15 protein-coding genes are annotated in these 16,925 nt (G+C 35.6%); 2 read left to right on the forward strand and 13 right to left on the reverse strand.

The genetic code is table 11. The features are described 5' to 3' along the window. Positions 1 to 54: 54 nt before the first annotated feature. The 6 genes from AC0608_RS03225 to aspS form a co-directional block, all read right to left on the reverse strand. Positions 55 to 1,293: an NADH-quinone oxidoreductase subunit D gene (locus AC0608_RS03225; RefSeq protein ID WP_417958871.1), complete on the reverse strand. Its 1,239-nt coding sequence runs from the start codon at positions 1,291 to 1,293 to the stop codon at positions 55 to 57. A gap of 35 nt (positions 1,294 to 1,328) precedes the next feature. Further along, entirely contained in the window at positions 1,329 to 1,850 is a 522-nt protein-coding gene (locus AC0608_RS03230) for an NADH-quinone oxidoreductase subunit C (protein WP_478288102.1), read from the reverse strand. 3 nt (positions 1,851 to 1,853) lie between these two features. Continuing rightward, positions 1,854 to 2,402, reverse strand: a complete 549-nt coding sequence (locus AC0608_RS03235; RefSeq protein WP_417958873.1) for an NADH-quinone oxidoreductase subunit B — start codon at positions 2,400 to 2,402, stop codon at positions 1,854 to 1,856. Positions 2,403 to 2,488: 86 nt separating this feature from the next. Next, positions 2,489 to 2,854 (reverse strand): NADH-quinone oxidoreductase subunit A, encoded by a 366-nt coding sequence (locus AC0608_RS03240; RefSeq protein ID WP_417958874.1) that lies wholly within the window; start codon positions 2,852 to 2,854, stop codon positions 2,489 to 2,491. 296 nt (positions 2,855 to 3,150) lie between these two features. After that, complete coding sequence (locus AC0608_RS03245) at positions 3,151 to 3,345, reverse strand: cold-shock protein (RefSeq protein WP_007137066.1); 195 nt, start codon at positions 3,343 to 3,345, stop codon at positions 3,151 to 3,153. Between the two features lie 132 nt (positions 3,346 to 3,477). After that, complete coding sequence (gene aspS / locus AC0608_RS03250) at positions 3,478 to 5,223, reverse strand: aspartate--tRNA ligase (RefSeq protein WP_478288103.1); 1,746 nt, start codon at positions 5,221 to 5,223, stop codon at positions 3,478 to 3,480. Positions 5,224 to 5,448: 225 nt separating this feature from the next. On the opposite strand from aspS, the gene AC0608_RS03255 reads away from it, so the two are divergent. Beyond that, positions 5,449 to 5,796 (forward strand): toxin-antitoxin system YwqK family antitoxin, encoded by a 348-nt coding sequence (locus AC0608_RS03255; RefSeq protein WP_417958876.1) that lies wholly within the window; start codon positions 5,449 to 5,451, stop codon positions 5,794 to 5,796. Between the two features lie 286 nt (positions 5,797 to 6,082). Here AC0608_RS03255 and AC0608_RS03260 read toward each other — a convergent pair whose 3' ends face one another. From AC0608_RS03260 to AC0608_RS03290, 7 genes are all read right to left on the reverse strand, one after another. After that, positions 6,083 to 7,753, reverse strand: a complete 1,671-nt coding sequence (locus AC0608_RS03260; protein ID WP_417958877.1) for a sodium/sugar symporter — start codon at positions 7,751 to 7,753, stop codon at positions 6,083 to 6,085. A 24-nt stretch (positions 7,754 to 7,777) separates the two neighbouring features. After that, positions 7,778 to 8,827: a UDP-glucose--hexose-1-phosphate uridylyltransferase gene (locus AC0608_RS03265; protein ID WP_417959395.1), complete on the reverse strand. Its 1,050-nt coding sequence runs from the start codon at positions 8,825 to 8,827 to the stop codon at positions 7,778 to 7,780. A gap of 1 nt (position 8,828) precedes the next feature. Then, complete coding sequence (gene galK, locus AC0608_RS03270; protein ID WP_478288104.1) at positions 8,829 to 9,998, reverse strand: galactokinase; 1,170 nt, start codon at positions 9,996 to 9,998, stop codon at positions 8,829 to 8,831. Between the two features lie 81 nt (positions 9,999 to 10,079). Next, positions 10,080 to 12,506, reverse strand: a complete 2,427-nt coding sequence (locus AC0608_RS03275; RefSeq protein ID WP_478288105.1) for a DUF4982 domain-containing protein — start codon at positions 12,504 to 12,506, stop codon at positions 10,080 to 10,082. A gap of 86 nt (positions 12,507 to 12,592) precedes the next feature. After that, positions 12,593 to 13,639, reverse strand: a complete 1,047-nt coding sequence (locus tag AC0608_RS03280; protein ID WP_478288106.1) for a glycoside hydrolase family 53 protein — start codon at positions 13,637 to 13,639, stop codon at positions 12,593 to 12,595. 4 nt (positions 13,640 to 13,643) lie between these two features. Beyond that, the gene (locus tag AC0608_RS03285) at positions 13,644 to 14,738 is read right to left on the reverse strand and encodes a glycoside hydrolase family 53 protein (RefSeq protein ID WP_478288107.1); all 1,095 of its coding nucleotides are present in this window, start codon (positions 14,736 to 14,738) and stop codon (positions 13,644 to 13,646) included. A gap of 1 nt (position 14,739) precedes the next feature. Beyond that, on the reverse strand, positions 14,740 to 15,792 hold the full coding sequence (locus AC0608_RS03290; protein WP_478288108.1) for an aldose epimerase family protein: 1,053 nt from the start codon (positions 15,790 to 15,792) through the stop codon (positions 14,740 to 14,742). Positions 15,793 to 15,893: 101 nt separating this feature from the next. Between AC0608_RS03290 and AC0608_RS03295 the strand changes: the two genes are divergently transcribed. Beyond that, the gene (locus AC0608_RS03295) at positions 15,894 to 16,892 is read left to right on the forward strand and encodes a GntR family transcriptional regulator (RefSeq protein ID WP_478288109.1); all 999 of its coding nucleotides are present in this window, start codon (positions 15,894 to 15,896) and stop codon (positions 16,890 to 16,892) included. Positions 16,893 to 16,925 lie beyond the last annotated feature (33 nt).

Genomic DNA, 16,925 nt, shown 5'->3' on the forward strand with positions numbered 1-16,925 from the left:
AGTCACAAAGTTTTATTTTAAAATCTGAAATTGTTAATCAATAATCTGAAATCTTTATGCGTCTAATTCTCCAGCAATAACATTTAAACTTGACAAAATAACAATTGCGTCCGATAGCAATGCTCCTTTAATCATTTCTGGATATGCTTGATAGTAAATAAAACAAGGCCTGCGAAAATGCAGCCTGTAAGGCGTTCTACTTCCGTCAGTAACTAAATAAAAACCTAATTCACCGTTTCCGCCTTCAACAGGATGGTATATTTCGGCAACAGGAACAGGAATTTCTCCCATTACAATTTTGAAGTGATAAATTAATGATTCCATACTGGTGTATACATCCTCTTTTGGCGGAAGGTAATAATCCGGAACATCAGCATGAAAGTCATTCCCTTCCGGCATTTTTGCTAATGCTTGACGAATGATGCTCAAACTTTCCCAAACTTCTGCATTACGAACACAGAAACGATCATACGTATCACCTGATTTTCCTACAGGAATAATAAAATCAAAATCTTCATAAGAAGAATACGGTTGTGCCACGCGAACATCATAATCAACACCCGCAGCACGTAAATTTGGACCTGTAAATCCATACGCCATCGCTTGTTCGGCTGTTATAGCTCCAACATTAACCGTTCTGTCAATAAAAATTCTATTTCTTTCGAATAAGTTTTCAAATTCTTTCCAAGCAGCTGGAAATTCTTCTAAAAACACATCTAATTTTCTAAAAGCTTCTGGTGACCAATCTCTTTCAAAACCACCAATTCTTCCCATATTAGTAGTCAAACGAGCACCACAAATTTCTTCGTAGATTTCATACACTTTTTCTCTAAATTGGAATACATATAAAAATCCAGTGTAGGCTCCAGTATCCACACCAAGGATTGAATTACAAATGATATGATCTGTTATTCTGGCCAATTCCATTACAATAACCCTTAAATACTGTGCTCTTTTAGGAACTTCAATATCTAATAATTTCTCTAATGTCATCCACCAACCCATATTGTTTATAGGCGATGAACAATAGTTCATTCTATCAGTAAGAGGCGTGATTTGATAAAAAGGACGGTTTTCAGCAATTTTTTCGAAAGCTCTGTGAATGTAACCAATAGTTGGTTCCGCCTCTAGAATTCGTTCCCCATCCATCAACAAGATATTTTGAAAAATACCGTGTGTAGCCGGGTGCGTAGGTCCTAAATTCAGTATAGAAAGCTCGCTTCCGTCTTCGTTTAGTTGCTCCTTTATTCTTTTAGCATAGCGATGCTCTGGGGGTAATAATAGTTCTGACATTTAGTTAATGTGAAAAATTATAATAGTGAGTATTTTTAATAATTGTCGGTTGTTCTTCCAAAGAAACGGTCATCTTTATCCGTTCTTCCGCTATCTTCCATTGGAAATTCTTTTCGCATTGGAAAAGAAATCATTTCATCCATATTCAAAATACGTTTCAATTGTGGATGACCAATAAAATTTATCCCATAAAAATCAAATGTTTCTCTTTCCATCCAATTTGAACTTAAGAAAATGTTTGATATCGTTTTTATTTCTGGGTTTTCACCGTTAATAAATACCTTAATTTTAATTCTTTTATTTTCGTACCAATTGTGCAAATGATACACTACCGCAAATTGATGTTCAACATCATTGTCAGGATAGTGAATCCCACACAAATCAGTTAAAAAATGAAAACGCAATGCTGTGTCATTTTTCAAAAAAAGAATCACAGCCGTAATTTTATCGGAAGCGACTTCAAATGAAAATATATCTTTTTCCTGCTTGAATTCAAAAACAGCTGAATCAAATGTTTCAACTAGTTTTTCTTGGATTTGTATTGTTTCTAGCGCCATTATTTATTTGATATTATAAGAAGCCAATAATTCTTGGTATTCTGGAGAACTTCTTCTTCGTACAGATTCATTTCTCACTAATTCCTGTAATTTCATAACACCATCAACAATTTGCTCTGGTCTTGGAGGACAACCCGGAACATAAACATCTACCGGAATTACCTTATCAATTCCCTGCAAAACCGAATAGGTATCAAAAATTCCACCGGAGCAAGCACAAGCCCCTACAGCGATTACCCAACGAGGTTCTGACATTTGCTCGTATACCTGACGCAATATAGGCGCCATTTTTTTAGAAATTGTCCCCATCACCATAAGCATATCCGCTTGACGAGGAGAAAAACTCACTCGCTCCGAGCCAAAACGTGCCAAATCGTAATGTGACGCCATTGTAGCCATAAATTCAATCCCGCAACAAGAGGTAGCAAACGGCAAAGGCCATAATGAATTAGCACGAGCCATTCCCACAACATCATTCAGTTTTGTAGCGAAAAAACCTTCTCCAACAACACCTTCAGGTGGGGCAACCATATTTATTTTAGAATCGCTCATTTTTTATTATTTTGAATTATAAAATTTGGATTATAAATTACTAAAACATCATTTTAAATTTAGAACCCAGCTTTTAGAATAAATCTTTATTCCCACTCTAACGCTTTCTTTTTGATAATGTAGAAAAAACCTACCAAAAGTAATAACATAAAAATCACCATTTTAACCATCCCTTCCATTCCTAACTCTTTGAAATTGATTGCCCACGGGTACAGAAAAATTACCTCAACATCAAACAATACAAACAATATGGCAACCAGAAAATATTTAACCGAAAAAGGAATTCTAGCATTTCCTACTGATTCGATACCACATTCGAAGTTTTTATCTTTAATTTCAGAAGAACGTTTAGGCCCTAATTTACCTGAAATTAATATCGTTCCTACTACAAATCCTACAGCTAAAACAAACTGCATTAAAATAGGAATATAATTTAATTGATCGGATTGCATATTACGCGTTTTTTGAATGAAAATAAGCCACAAAGATACCTTTCAAATTATTAAATAACAATTAAAACTTAAAAATAGATCGCAACTACAACGTTGTAAATTTACAATTTTTATTAATTATAAATAAGAGATATTTTTATCTTAAGATGTGTTTAACGTTTGTAAAAATTCATCAATCTTAAAAGGAAGGCTAATTTATTTCGAAAATAAAAAATTTAGAATAAAAAAAAACGTCCCGATATAAATCGGAACGTCTTTTAAACATTCGTAGGCAAAAAAAAATAATTTTTTTACGCTTAGATAACTGCTACTTTCGCAGCAACTTTTCCTTTTCTTCCTTCTTCTTCTTCATAGCTAACTCTGTCACCTTCGCGCAATTCTTCCGCGTTGATTCCTGATGCATGAACAAAAATGTCTTTTCCTGTTTCTTCGTCTGTAATGAATCCGTAACCTTTAGATTCATTGAAAAATTTAACTGTACCTGTACGCATTGTAATAGTAATAATAATTTATAATGAGGCAAATGTAATATTTAATATAATACGAAATACCATCTTGTGTTTTTATTTTGCAAAAATATTGATATTCAACGTTTTCTAACAAATTTTATCGACAAACTGCAATTACATTACTCTTATATGAAGCTCTTTTAACTGCAAATCATCAATTGCAGATGGGGCATCTATCATGACATCTCTTCCTGAATTATTTTTTGGAAAAGCAATAAAGTCCCGTATGGTTTCCTGACCACCTAAAATCGCAACTAATCTATCCAATCCAAAAGCCAAACCACCGTGGGGCGGTGCGCCAAACTGGAATGCATCCATCAAGAACCCAAACTGGGCCTTGGCTTCTTCTTCGGTAAATCCTAAATACTTGAACATCAATTGTTGTGTAGCTTTATCGTGTATGCGTATCGAACCACCACCAATTTCGTTTCCATTCAAAACCATATCATACGCATTAGCACGCACTTCTCCCGGGTTAGTTTCTAACAAATGCATGTCTTCTGGCTTAGGAGAAGTAAAGGGGTGATGCATGGCATGGTAACGACCACTTTCCTCATCAAATTCTAATAACGGAAAGTCAACTACCCAAAGAGGTGCAAATTCCGCCGGATTTCGCAACCCTAATCGTGTCGCTACTTCCATACGCAACGCACTTAACTGTGTACGTGTTTTAACCGCTGGACCAGAAAGTACAAGAATCATGTCGCCCGGTTGAGCTCCTGTAGTTTTTGCCCAATTACTTAAATCATCTTGATTGTAAAATTTATCTACTGATGATTTATAACTACCGTCTTCGTTGCATTTCACATACACCATTCCAGATGCACCTATTTGAGGACGTTTTACCCAGTCAATTAATCCATCAATTTCCTTACGGGTATAATTTCCAACTCCTGGTACTGCTATTCCTACCACTAATTCGGCAGTATTAAAAACCGAAAAATCTTTATGCTGTGCAAATTGGTTTAGCTCCCCAAACTCCATACCAAAACGAATATCTGGTTTGTCATTACCGTATGTTTTCATGGCATGTTCATAGGTCATTCTTGGGAATTTATCTACTTCGATACCTTTTATCTCTTTTAATAAATGTCTCGTCAGTCCTTCAAAAACATTCAAAATATCTTCTTGTTCCACGAAAGCCATTTCACAATCGATTTGCGTAAATTCAGGCTGCCTATCCGCGCGCAGGTCTTCATCACGGAAACATTTCACAATTTGAAAATATTTATCCATTCCACCCACCATCAATAACTGTTTAAAAGTTTGAGGCGATTGAGGCAAAGCATAAAACTGTCCTTCATTCATTCGAGAAGGCACCACAAAATCTCTAGCTCCTTCCGGAGTAGACTTGATCAAATAAGGTGTTTCTACTTCGCAAAAATCCAAATCCGAAAGATACTTACGCACTTCCATAGCAACTTTATGACGAAACATCAAACTGTTTTTTACCGGATTCCTTCTTATATCCAGGTAACGGTATTTCATTCGGATGTCTTCTCCGCCGTCTGTTTCATCCTCTATAGTAAAAGGGGGAGTAAGCGAAGCATTAAGAATTTTCAATTCTGTTACTAAAATTTCTATTTCACCTGTAGCTATATTTTTATTTTTGGCTTCACGCTCAATAACAGTTCCAGTCACCTGAATTACAAATTCACGACCAAGTGTTTTAGCCCGTTCAAAAACTGATTTTTCAGAACGACCTTCATCAAAAATCAATTGTGTAATTCCATAACGATCGCGTAAATCGACCCAGTTCATAAATCCCTTGTCACGTGATTTCTGAACCCATCCCGCTAGTGTAACTTCTGTATTAATGTGTGCAGCGTTCAACTCGCCACAATTATGACTTCTATACATGATCCAAATTTTAGATTATTTCGCCCTAAAGGCACGGTTGCAAATTTAGAACTAATTATGAAGAATGAATTGAGAAATACCAAATTTTAGTTATTCGTTTTTATATAAAGTTTATTCAAATGTTAAATTTCATTTCAATGTTACTAAATTGTTAACTAAAAGTTTTTTTATTGTAAAATACTTTATATATTTGTTAAGCTAATATGAATTTAAAAAACCAATAACATGAAAAAATATATAATCTTAACAGCCATTTTATTTTCAGGGGTGCTATTCGCACAAGAAAACAATCCAAAATTAGAAATCGTAGGACAAATGGTTAAAACAACCTACTTTTTTGAAAACGGAAAGATTCAACAAGAAGGATTCTTTAAAAACGGGAAACTTGAAGGAACATGGGTTTCTTATGATACAAATGGAAACAAAAAATCTGTAGGGAATTATCAAAATGGCACAAAAACTGGGAAATGGTTTTTCTGGAACGGAAACAACCTAAACGAAGTTGATTATTCTAACAGTAGAATTGCCTCAGTAAAAACATGGAAACAAGATGCATTGGTTAACAGAGACTAATAAAGCATTTATTAAAATACAAAAAAAGCTTTCGGTATGTCGAAGGCTTTTTTTGTGATTTATTGTTAAACTACACTTTAGAGTTTTTTCCCAAAGAAAAGGATGTAAGTTAAAGACAACTTGTAAACACATCGATCGTTCCTTTAAAATATGAATCGGGTATTAAAAAAACTTTACACGAATCTAAATTACTGGTATCAATTCACATTATACGCTACTATTAAATAAAAAGCGATGAATTCAATAGGAATTGAACGCATCGCTTTTTTTGAATCCAAGTTATTTACTACCAAAAGATAGTATAGAAAGCAGCAATAATCGAAAGTACAATCAACATCCCGACAGTAAAACCCGGTGACATTTTAAACATAGAACGGTCAATTTCCAATCCATTTGTTTTAACACCTCTAGCTGTTTCATACATACTAATACTGAACATTCCGATTACGCAAATCAAGAATACAAATCCCATTCGGTCAACAAAAGGAATCTCATAAACACCATCAGCATTTGGAACTGAAAAACCAGTTGAATGAAGGAACGATAAATCTACAAAAGCCGGCATAAATTTAAAGAGTATGGAAAACATAAACCCTCCAATTGTAGCAAACAAAGCCGCATTAGAAGTTGTTTTTTTCCAGAAGAATCCTAAAATAAACATGGCAAAAACTCCCGGACTTACAAATCCCGTATATTCCTGAATGTACTGAAATCCTCCTTTTTTATCAATTCCTAAAAAAGGCGCCACCATAACTGCAATTAACATCGCAACAACAATTGCTTTTTTACCCACATTTACTAATTTTTTTTCATCGGCATCAATGTTCAGTTTGGTTTTGTAAATATCCAAAGTGAAAATTGTAGCGATACTATTCGCTTTTCCAGCCAATGAAGCAACAATAGCGGCAGTCAAAGCAGCAAATGAAAGTCCTTTTAAACCTACCGGAAGTAAGTTTAACAAGACTGGGTAGGCACGATCAGGATTTACAGTGCCATCTTGCAGCATTTCAGTACCAAAATGTCCGTTTTGATACAATACAAAAGCCGCTATTCCGGGTAAAACAACAATTATAGGCATTAATAATTTTAAGAAAGCAGCGAACAAAATTCCATTTCTGGCAGTTTTTAAATCAGCACCCAATGCACGTTGTGTAATGTATTGATTGCAACCCCAATAATTTAAATTGATGATTAACATTCCTCCTATCAAAACTGACAATCCCGGTAAATCCATATAATTAGGATTCGTTTTTTCGAAAATCATATGAAAATGATCGTTCGCATGCGTAGTCATCAAATTGAAACCATTTATAACTCCTGAAGAACCAAATTCTTCGGCAACTAGATTCAATGCTAAATAAGTAGTTACTAATCCCCCCAGAATCAAAAAGAAAACCTGAATCACATCCGTATATCCAATCACTTTCATTCCGCCCAATGTGATCATTACTGCAAAAAAGGCCAAGAAAATCATACATAAAGTAATGTCTAATCCGGAGATACTGCTTATCGCCAAAGCTCCCAAATACAATATAGACGTTAGGTTTACCAAAACATATAAGAGCAACCAAAACACCGCCATAATCATAGCAACATTACTGTTATACCTTTGATTCAGGTATTGCGGCATGGTGAAAATTTTGTTTTTCAAATACACCGGAATAAAGAAAATGGCAACAATAATCAAGGTAAAAGCCGCCATCCATTCATAAGTTGCAATTGCAAGTCCCATTTTGAAACCGCTTCCACTCATTCCTATAAACTGCTCGGCACTAATATTACTGGCAATTAATGATGCGCCAATGGCCCACCAAGTGAGTGATCCTTCGGCTAAGAAATAATCTTTACTGCTCGTTTCTTCCTTCTTTTTCTTCCTGTAAATCCATATTCCATAACTGACGATCAGGATGAAATAGAAGAAAAAGACAATGTAATCTTGGATTGCTAAAGTTTGCATTGGTTAACTGTTTTTAGTTATTGGTTATTTATTTTTATAATGTACATTCGATTGCTCTCTTAAAACGGCAGCACTTTTCTCTGCTGTGATGTCTCTTTGCGATTCACCCATCATTTCGTAGCCTACCATAAATTTTTTTACGGTTGCAGAACGCAATAATGGCGGATAAAAGTGCATATGAAAATGCCATTCTGGATGTAATTCCCCATCAGTAGGCGCCTGATGTATTCCAGACGAATAAGGAAACGACGTCTCAAAAAGGTTGTCGTATTTGGTCGTCAATTGCTTTAAAGTCAAAGCAAAATCAGTTACTTCTGCTTCAGTAAATTCAGTTATTTTTCCAAGGTCACGCTTACTGACAATCATTGTTTCGTAGGGCCAAATCGCCCAAAAAGGTACTAGTGCCACAAAATGATCGTTTTCAATGACAATGCGTTCTTGTAACTTCAATTCTTCCTGTAAATAGTCCTGCAAAAGCGTTCTTTGATGTTCATCATAGTACCCTTTGAGACTATTTTGTGTTTTCTCCACTTCCGTTGGCAGGGAGGATTGTGCCCAGATTTGCCCGTGCGGATGAGGATTGCTGCATCCCATTACGCTTCCTTTGTTTTCAAAAATCTGAACATGATTAATATAGTCCAGATTACCTAAATCCAAGTATTCCTTTTGCCAGGTTTGTATGATGTTTTCAATTGCTTCTGTTGGCATTTCAGGCAATGTCAAATTGTGTTTTGGGGAAAAGCAAACCACTCGAGAAATTCCTCTTTCCGGTTTCGCTTTAAAAAAAGTCTCGTTTTTATTTTCTTCAAAAATAATTTCTTCTTGTTTTAAAGCGGCAAAATCATTTTCAAAAACAAAAGAACTTTCATAATCTGGATTGACCATTCCATTCGCTCGAACATTTCCCGGACACAAATAACATGTTGAGTCATACTCAGGCAATGCATCCGAAGTTACTGTTTCATTTTGTCCTTGCCAAGGTCGCTTAGCTCGATGCGGAGAAACTAAAACCCACTCATTTATTAACGGATTATAGCGTCTGTGGGGATCCTCGTTGATGTCAAAATTTTTCATGCTAATTAATGGTATAAAGTGATGTCCCGTTTCCGATTTTGACATCATAAATTTTTAATTCAATTCCAAAAGCCTCTTGATATAAATTAAAAAGTTTATTTTTTATAAGCTCTTCTTCCCCTTTTCGTATCAAATTTATCGTGCAACCACCAAAACCTCCACCCATCAATCGCGAACCTACTACTGCTGTTTCTTTTTTCAAGGTATTAACCAAAAAATCCAACTCAGCACAGCTTACTTCATAATCCGCAGACAAGCCTTCGTGTGTTTCAAACATTAATTGCCCTAAAGCTTCAATATTGCCATTATCTAAAGCTTTACAGGCTTGTATCACCCGACTGATTTCTTTAACAACAAAATGACTCCTTTTATATACATTCTCGGTCATTCTATTTTTTATACTCAAAACCTGCGCTTCAGTACACTCTCTAAAACTATTGATTTCCGGGAAATTATCCTTAATTATGGAAAGACCTTCCTCACATTCTTCCCGTCGGGTATTGTAAGCAGAGCTGAAGAGAGAATGTTTCACATTGCTATCGAATAAAACCAATGAAAAATCACTAAAATTAGCTTCATGGTACTCAAATTCTAAGGTTCTGCAATCAATCTTTATCACCTTATTTTCCAGACCCATTACGCTTGAAAACTGATCCATGATTCCACAATTGATTCCCACCCAATGTTCCGCTTTTTGCCCCATTAAAGCAATATCAATGGGTTTTATATTTAAATTAAATAGTTCATTTAAACCAAATAAAAAGCCACATTCTAAAGCTGCCGAAGAAGACAAACCAGATCCAACTGGAATATTACTGCTAAAAACGCAGTCAAAGCCTTCCAATTTAAAACCATTCATTTTCAATTGATTCAGAACCCCACGGAAATAATTAGTCCAAACACTTTCTGTAGGTATCTGTTCTTCAGTAATATCAATCTCAAATTCGTCATTCAAATCTATTGCAACAATTTTAGCGTTACCCGAATTGTTTTTTTTAAAAGCAAAACAAATAATTTTATCAATCGCTGCGGGCAGAACAAAGCCATCGTTGTAATCAATATGTTCTCCTATAATATTAATTCGACCAGGAGAAAGCACTATTTTCCCCGGAGATGAACCAAAAGTTTGTTGAAAAAAATCAGTTGTTTTATGTATTAAAATATCATTCATTTTCCTTAAATTACTGTTATTTTGAAATTGTTAAAGTATTCAATTTTAAAAACTTACTTGCTATTTAGAGTACAATTTTATTTATTTAATAGATACTAAGGATAACTTACCACTCCTAAGCCCAGCACCATTTACTTCCAATTTTATAGCGCCAGCAGTTGTGGTCGATTTTACAAGCACGACAAGCTTTCCGCTAAAAAGTTTCATGATTTCTTTATGAAACATTTCGAGTGAAGTAGCATCACCATTGCAGGCAGCTCGGTAAGTCCCCGCCCCTGAAACCTTAAATCTTAACTGATTAGTCGCCGTAGGACAAAGGATTCCCTTTCTATCAACTATGGATACCGTTACGAAAGATATATCCTCGCCATTGGCAGTGATAGTTTTCCTGTCAGCATCTAAAACAATTTGATAAGGCTTGCCAGCGGTATGCACTTCTTCTTCAGCAACGGCTTTTCCATTGTCATCAAAAGCCAGCACTTTTACCGTTCCTGGTTCATATTTTACATCCATCCACATTAAGCGGTAGCGATTCTGGGGAGTACTATTATTTTTTTTCTGCACTCCCATACTTTTGCCATTAATAAAAAGTTCCGCACTGTTGTAGCTGGTGTATACAAAAACAGGAGTTATCTCTCCTTCACGCCCCTCCCAGTTCCAATGAGGCAAGATATGAAGGGTTGACTCCTTCGTATTCCAACGGCTGCGGTATAAATAATAGCGGTCCTTAGGTAAACCCGCTAAATCATTAATTCCAAAATAAGAACTTCGAGACGGCCAGCTTTCATCATAAGGAGTAGGTTCGCCTAAATAATCAAACCCAGTCCAAACAAACTCGCCAATCACCCAAGGTTTATCATCCTGAAGTACAAAATCTTCATCGGGTACATTAGACCAGCTACAGGCCTCTAAATCATAAGAGGAAGACTGAAAGTCAGGATATTGTTTCATTTTTTCCTGAACCACAGGGAATTTATAAATCCCTCTGGAGCTAACCGTTGACGCTGTTTCTGAACCTAAAATAAACCCTTGCGGAAATTTTGCAAAGGCCTCATCATATAAATGCACCCGATAATTCAATCCCGGAACATCCAGCAAAGCTCCAAAACCCGATTCCATAGTCGCTTTTACCTGATCCATACCAACCGTTACCGGACGTGTTGGGTCTTCTCTATGAAATAGTTCTTGCAGCCATTTGGCGCGTTTTACACCCGCTTCTCCCCATTGATCCGGCACTTCATTTCCAGAACTCCACATCACAATAGAAGGATGGTTTCTTGTTGCCTGCACTAAATTCACGATGTCTTTTTCGGCATACTCCTCAAAAAAACGATGGTACCCATTTTCTACTTTTGGCAATACCCATTCATCAAAACTCTCCGCTAGAAACATAAAACCCATTTCATCCGCCAACTCCAATTGCTCGAAAGAAGGCATATTGTGCGAACTGCGAATCGCATTACAACCCATCTCCTTTAAAATCTTCATTTGCCTGCGCAAAGCAGCTTTATTTACGGCAACTCCGAGGGGACCAAGATCGTGATGCAAACAAACTCCTTTAAATTTGGTTATTTTTCCATTCAGACTAAAACCTTTATTGGGCTCGTATTTTATTTCTCGAATTCCAAAACGGGTTGAAATTTCATCTTTCAGTTCTTTTCCAACATACAATTGGGAAACCGCTTTATACAAATAAGGGGTTTCGGGACTCCATAATTTTGGTTTTTCTACTTTTATGTTTTGATCAAACTCCTTTCCAAATGGTATCGCCGACTCCTCTGAACTTAGTTCATTTCCTTCGGCATCAAAAATAGTAGTGATTAAACGAGTGTTCACTCCAGAAAATTTAGTCTTAATATTGACTTTGGCTGCTGTTGAACTTATAAAAGGTGTCGTTACAAACTGTCCCCATTGGTCAATGCTTTCGTTATTTTTTACAATAATGCTTACATTTCGATACAAACCGGCACCAGGATACCAGCGGGAAGCAAATTCTTTATTGGTTAGTTTTACGGACAATGTGTTGGCTCCTTCTTGTATAAATTGGGAAACATCAAAATAAAAATAACTATAGCCGTACGCCCATTCACCTACTTTTTTTCCGTTTAAGTACACTTGAGGTTCGCTCATGGCACCTTCAAAAAGTAAAATTATTTTTTTCCCTTTTGAATCTTTAGGCAATGTAAATGTATTGCGGTACCAGGCTGTTCCAATATGCGGCAACGCCCCTGTTCGTCCCGTTTTTTCGGTAGCAACATTTTCTCCGTTTTGAACAATCGCAACTTTCTGTAGGTCTACATTTTTATCAAAAGGCCCGTAAATAGCCCAATCATGCGGAACGGTTACGGATTCCCATTTGGAATCATTAAATTTTACTGTATGCGCCTCTTCAAAATCGCCTTTCTGAAATTTCCAATTCGCATCTAACACTTTAACGGCTCGTGTTTGAGACAAAACCATTTGTGTAAATACTAAAAACACAACAAGAATACGTATTAATTTCTTCATTTTTAAACCTATAAATTATTCAATATTTATGCAATTAAAACTTGTTCCTCTCTATTCTCCTGCTTCCGCAAAAGGCAGAATCAAAACTATTCTTTAAACGCATCCAAAGCTATTGACGGTTTTCCATCCGACTGCCAAGCGCTCAGGGAATAACCGCTCCAACTTTTTTCTCCTTGTGGTTCCCAATAGATTACGCCAAGTCCTTTATTATTTGGTACCGCTTTGACTACTTTGATTGTTGCTGCTACCATTTCATACGTATTTTGCACTTTGTCATATTCGCCACCAACTTCTACAACCATCACTTCTTTATCATATCTGGCCACCATATCATTCAAATTATTGGCTAAATCCGCTATAGTTTCCGCGTAGTCTTTCTTGATCCAAAAAGGGTAGTACGACAGCCCTATTACATCATACTTTACATTATTTGCTTTGGCATTGTCAAAAAACAATCTAAATTTTTCATTATTATTTCCTTCGTCAAGATGAACGATTACTTTAATTTTAGGATCAATCGCTTTTGTAGCTTCATAGCCTTTGTTAAGTAATTGTGCCAATTGATTCCAATTTTTAGTACTTCCTTCGGGCCACATCATACCATCAGGAATTTCATTCCCTACTTGAACCCATTCCGGAGTAACTCCAGCTGATTTCAATGCACTCAAAACGTCAAAAGTGTGATTGTAAACATCCACCATTAACTCCGGAAAAGTATGATTTTCCCAAGCTTTTGATTTAAATTGTTTACCAGGATCGGCCCACGAATCGCTGTAATGAAAATCAATCATGATGCGCATTCCCATTTGTTGAGCTCGTAAAGCCGCGACAACAGTTTCCTCTTTACTACAGTGCCCACTGGCTTTATCATCATTTGGATTTACCCAAACACGCAAACGAATGGTATTTATCCCTCTGTCTTTCAACAATTGCAAACAATCTTTTTGTGAGCCATCAACATCGTAGAACCTGTATCCAGTGGCTTCCATTTGTGACAACCACCCCACGTCAGCCCCTTTTGCAAAAACAACTAACTTTGAATTTGAGTTTACAGGATTCATTTTCGAATTACAGGATCCAAATAATAAGGCAAATCCAAATAATAGTCCGGCTAATTTTATTGTGTTTTTCATTATATTAATTATTAAAAACTTGAATTACAGGCAACACTTTTTTGTCAAAATCATAGAGGGCCTGATTTTCAAAAGACGACCCATTTGTAGCTTGATTCCCTTTGAAAGAAATCCATTCTCCGCCCCAATAAGCAAACCCCAAACCATATTCTGAAGTTTTTACACTGTTTTTTATAGCCAGCATAAAGTTTTTTTGTCCTTCGGGAGTGGCAGGATATCCTGAAACTAATTGTGAATCTAACCCAACGATATTATTGGTCCAGTCATTATATCCTAATGTAAAAGGATAAGCTGTTTCAGCAATCAATACTTTTTTATTGAATGTTTTCCCCAGGGCATAAATCGTATTTTTTACCATAGCCACCTCTTTTCCATGCCACACTGGATAATAGGACAACCCTATATAATCATAATCGATACTTTTCATTTTGGTGAAAAACCAGTTGGTATCTCCTGAATTTACACCTCCATAATGAATGATAATTTTGGCATTTGGTGCTTTAGCACGAATTGTAGCACTTGCAGTTGCTAATAAGGCCAGACATTGTGCTTCTTGATTAATTAAATGTCCTTGTGGCCACAGCAGTCCAGTATTAATTTCGTTTCCAATTTGAATAAAATCCGGATTAATTTCTGCAATGATTGTCGATGTATAATTGGCAACAGCCGCTTTCAAATCCGTAAAGGATAAATTTTTCCATTCTGCTGGAGTCGTTTGATTTCCTGGATCTGCCCAAACATCAGAATAATGCACAGTCAGCCATACTTTCATACCCGCCTGTCTCACGCGTTGTGCTAAAACTTTAACTTCTGCCATGCCTGAATGTACATTTATAGGATTTTTCCAAAGCCTAATTCTGATGGTATTACACCCTGCATTTTTTAAAGTTGTAATCATGTTTTCAGCTTGCAGGTTGTTGTATAAAACAACTCCCGAATTTTCAATTTCAGTCAAAAATGAAACATCTGCTGCTCTAATAAATAAATCTGCCACAACTGGTGGTGTAGTTACAGCCACAACCTCTGAATCATTGCTTGAGCATGAAAAAAGAATTCCGAGCAATAGTAACCCACCAAGTATTGATACCTGTCTTTTCATATTAAATGGATTTGAATTTATAAACCGTTTTATGGTGATATAGATCCCCTTTTCTCAAAACTGAACTTGGAAAATACTCGTGATTGGGAGCGTCAGGAAAATTTTGTGTTTCAAAACAAATTCCGCTCACGGTATGATAGTCCGTATTTTCTTTCCCTTTTAAAGTATTGAAGCAATTCCCTCCAACATAAATATGAACGGCCGGCTGGTTCGTATACACTGACATTTTCAGATTATTCCTTTTATTAAAAAGTGATGCCGAAAATTCTTTTTCTTTATTTAAAACAAATGTAGTATCAATTTTACCAGGACATTTTCTAGCGATAGTAAAATCAAATGGACAATTAGATACGTTCAAAAATCTTCCTGTAGGAATGTTCTCGCTTGTGGTTTCCAATATTCTTTGAGAATTAACTCTTACTTCTTGATCTAAAATTGTTGATTGATGGCCATCCAGATTAAAATAACTGTGATGGGTCAAATTTACTATCGTATCTTCCGTGGTGGTCGCCGTATACTCTATAATCAATTCATTTTCTTCTGATATTGTATAAGTCAATTCTACTGCTAAATCACCTGGATAATTTTCTTCTTGATCAGGACTGAGATAAGACAATGTAATTGATGGATTTTTACCCGTATTTAAATTTTTTACTTTCCAAATTTTTTGGCTAAACCCTGACTTACCACCGTGTAGCGAATGCTCATTATTGTTTTTATGCAACTGAAAAGCTTCTTTATTTAATAGAAATTTACCTTCGCTTATTCTCCCGGCGAACCTTCCTACAGTTGCTCCAAAATAAGGTGCACTTTCCAAATCAAATGATTCTATGTAGCCTTCCAAAGTATCAAACCCTAAAACCACATCTACAAGTTCACCGCTTTTTAAAGGAATTTTTAATGCAGTTAAGGTTGCACCATAATTAGTCACTTTCAATTGCATGCCACTTTTATTGGTTAACTGATGAAGAGACACCGCTTCACCATCTGGCATTAAACCAAATAATTCTACTATAGAATTAGCATTAAAATGTGATATGTGTTTTATTTTCATAATTTGATTGTGAAATATGAATTCCAAATGTAAAATAATTGTTAACAATAACATACCAGTACCTACCAGTTTTTGTATCTTGCATAAAAAATCATTTCTTTATGAAAATCATTTCAATTCAAAATAATCTTGGAGTTCCTAAATACCGCCAAATAATTATTTCAGTCGAGAAGGCAATTGAAGTAGGGCAAATCTTAAAAGGCGATAAACTACCCTCAGTCAATAAAGTTTGTTTAGAATTCTCATTGTCACGCGATACGGTTTTACAAGCCTATGAAGAATTGAAGAAAAGAGGCATTATTTATGCCATTCCTGGCAAAGGATATTATATAAAAAGTATAGAAATCACTATAAAACAACGAATATTTTTACTTTTCGATGAATTGAATATCTTTAAGGAGGATATTTATAATTCGTTTCTGGAACACATTGGAAAGAATGTTCAGGTAGACATTTTCTTCCATCATTTTAACACTCCTGTTTTTCGAAAATTGATAAACGATAGTAACGGCATTTATACTAAATACATCATTATGCCTACTAATTTATCAGAAGCCGCTACAATCATAAAAACCCTACCAGTTAATGACGTTTATATATTAGATCAAACCAATCCAGATTTGAAATGTTTTCCCGCAGTGTACCAGAATTTTGTTAAGGACATCTATCACGGTTTACTGAAAGGAAAATCTAAACTTAACAAGTACGAAAAATTAATTATGATTTTTCCTGGATTTCGAGAGCCGTTGGGAATGAAAATTGGTTTTGAGAATTTTTGCAAGGACTTTGATTTCCATTATGAAATCATAACGGAATTTAATAATAAGGAAATAAAAAAGGGGGAAGTGTATATTATTCCGAACGATCGGGATTTAGTGCGTGTAATTGAAAAATCTAAACATCAGAAGCTACTATTAGGCAGCGATTACGGTATTATTTCATATAATGAAACCCCATTAAAAAAAGTAGTCGAGAATGGAATCACTACCATATCGACTAATTTTGAGGTGATGGGCAAAATTCTGGCTCAAATGATTTTAGAGGGTAAAAAAGAACAAATCGAGAATAAGAGTGCTTTGATTATCAGGAATTCGTTGTAATATAAAATCAAAAAACCGCTTCTTTCGAAGCGG

This window comes from Flavobacterium sp. GNP008, assembly GCF_056428965.1.

Excerpts from the sequence above, each read along its gene's own strand:
- AC0608_RS03225 (WP_417958871.1), bottom strand. The coding sequence starts at position 1,293 with ATGTCAGAACTATTATTACCCCCAGAGCATCGCTATGCTAAAAGAATA.
- AC0608_RS03230 (WP_478288102.1), bottom strand. The coding sequence starts at position 1,850 with ATGGCGCTAGAAACAATACAAATCCAAGAAAAACTAGTTGAAACATTT.
- AC0608_RS03235 (WP_417958873.1), bottom strand. The coding sequence starts at position 2,402 with ATGAGCGATTCTAAAATAAATATGGTTGCCCCACCTGAAGGTGTTGTT.
- AC0608_RS03240 (WP_417958874.1), bottom strand. The coding sequence starts at position 2,854 with ATGCAATCCGATCAATTAAATTATATTCCTATTTTAATGCAGTTTGTT.
- AC0608_RS03245 (WP_007137066.1), bottom strand. The coding sequence starts at position 3,345 with ATGCGTACAGGTACAGTTAAATTTTTCAATGAATCTAAAGGTTACGGA.
- aspS (WP_478288103.1), bottom strand. The coding sequence starts at position 5,223 with ATGTATAGAAGTCATAATTGTGGCGAGTTGAACGCTGCACACATTAAT.
- AC0608_RS03255 (WP_417958876.1), top strand. The coding sequence starts at position 5,449 with ATGAAAAAATATATAATCTTAACAGCCATTTTATTTTCAGGGGTGCTA.
- AC0608_RS03260 (WP_417958877.1), bottom strand. The coding sequence starts at position 7,753 with ATGCAAACTTTAGCAATCCAAGATTACATTGTCTTTTTCTTCTATTTC.
- AC0608_RS03265 (WP_417959395.1), bottom strand. The coding sequence starts at position 8,827 with ATGAAAAATTTTGACATCAACGAGGATCCCCACAGACGCTATAATCCG.
- galK (WP_478288104.1), bottom strand. The coding sequence starts at position 9,998 with ATGAATGATATTTTAATACATAAAACAACTGATTTTTTTCAACAAACT.
- AC0608_RS03275 (WP_478288105.1), bottom strand. The coding sequence starts at position 12,506 with ATGAAGAAATTAATACGTATTCTTGTTGTGTTTTTAGTATTTACACAA.
- AC0608_RS03280 (WP_478288106.1), bottom strand. The coding sequence starts at position 13,639 with ATGAAAAACACAATAAAATTAGCCGGACTATTATTTGGATTTGCCTTA.
- AC0608_RS03285 (WP_478288107.1), bottom strand. The coding sequence starts at position 14,738 with ATGAAAAGACAGGTATCAATACTTGGTGGGTTACTATTGCTCGGAATT.
- AC0608_RS03290 (WP_478288108.1), bottom strand. The coding sequence starts at position 15,792 with ATGAAAATAAAACACATATCACATTTTAATGCTAATTCTATAGTAGAA.
- AC0608_RS03295 (WP_478288109.1), top strand. The coding sequence starts at position 15,894 with ATGAAAATCATTTCAATTCAAAATAATCTTGGAGTTCCTAAATACCGC.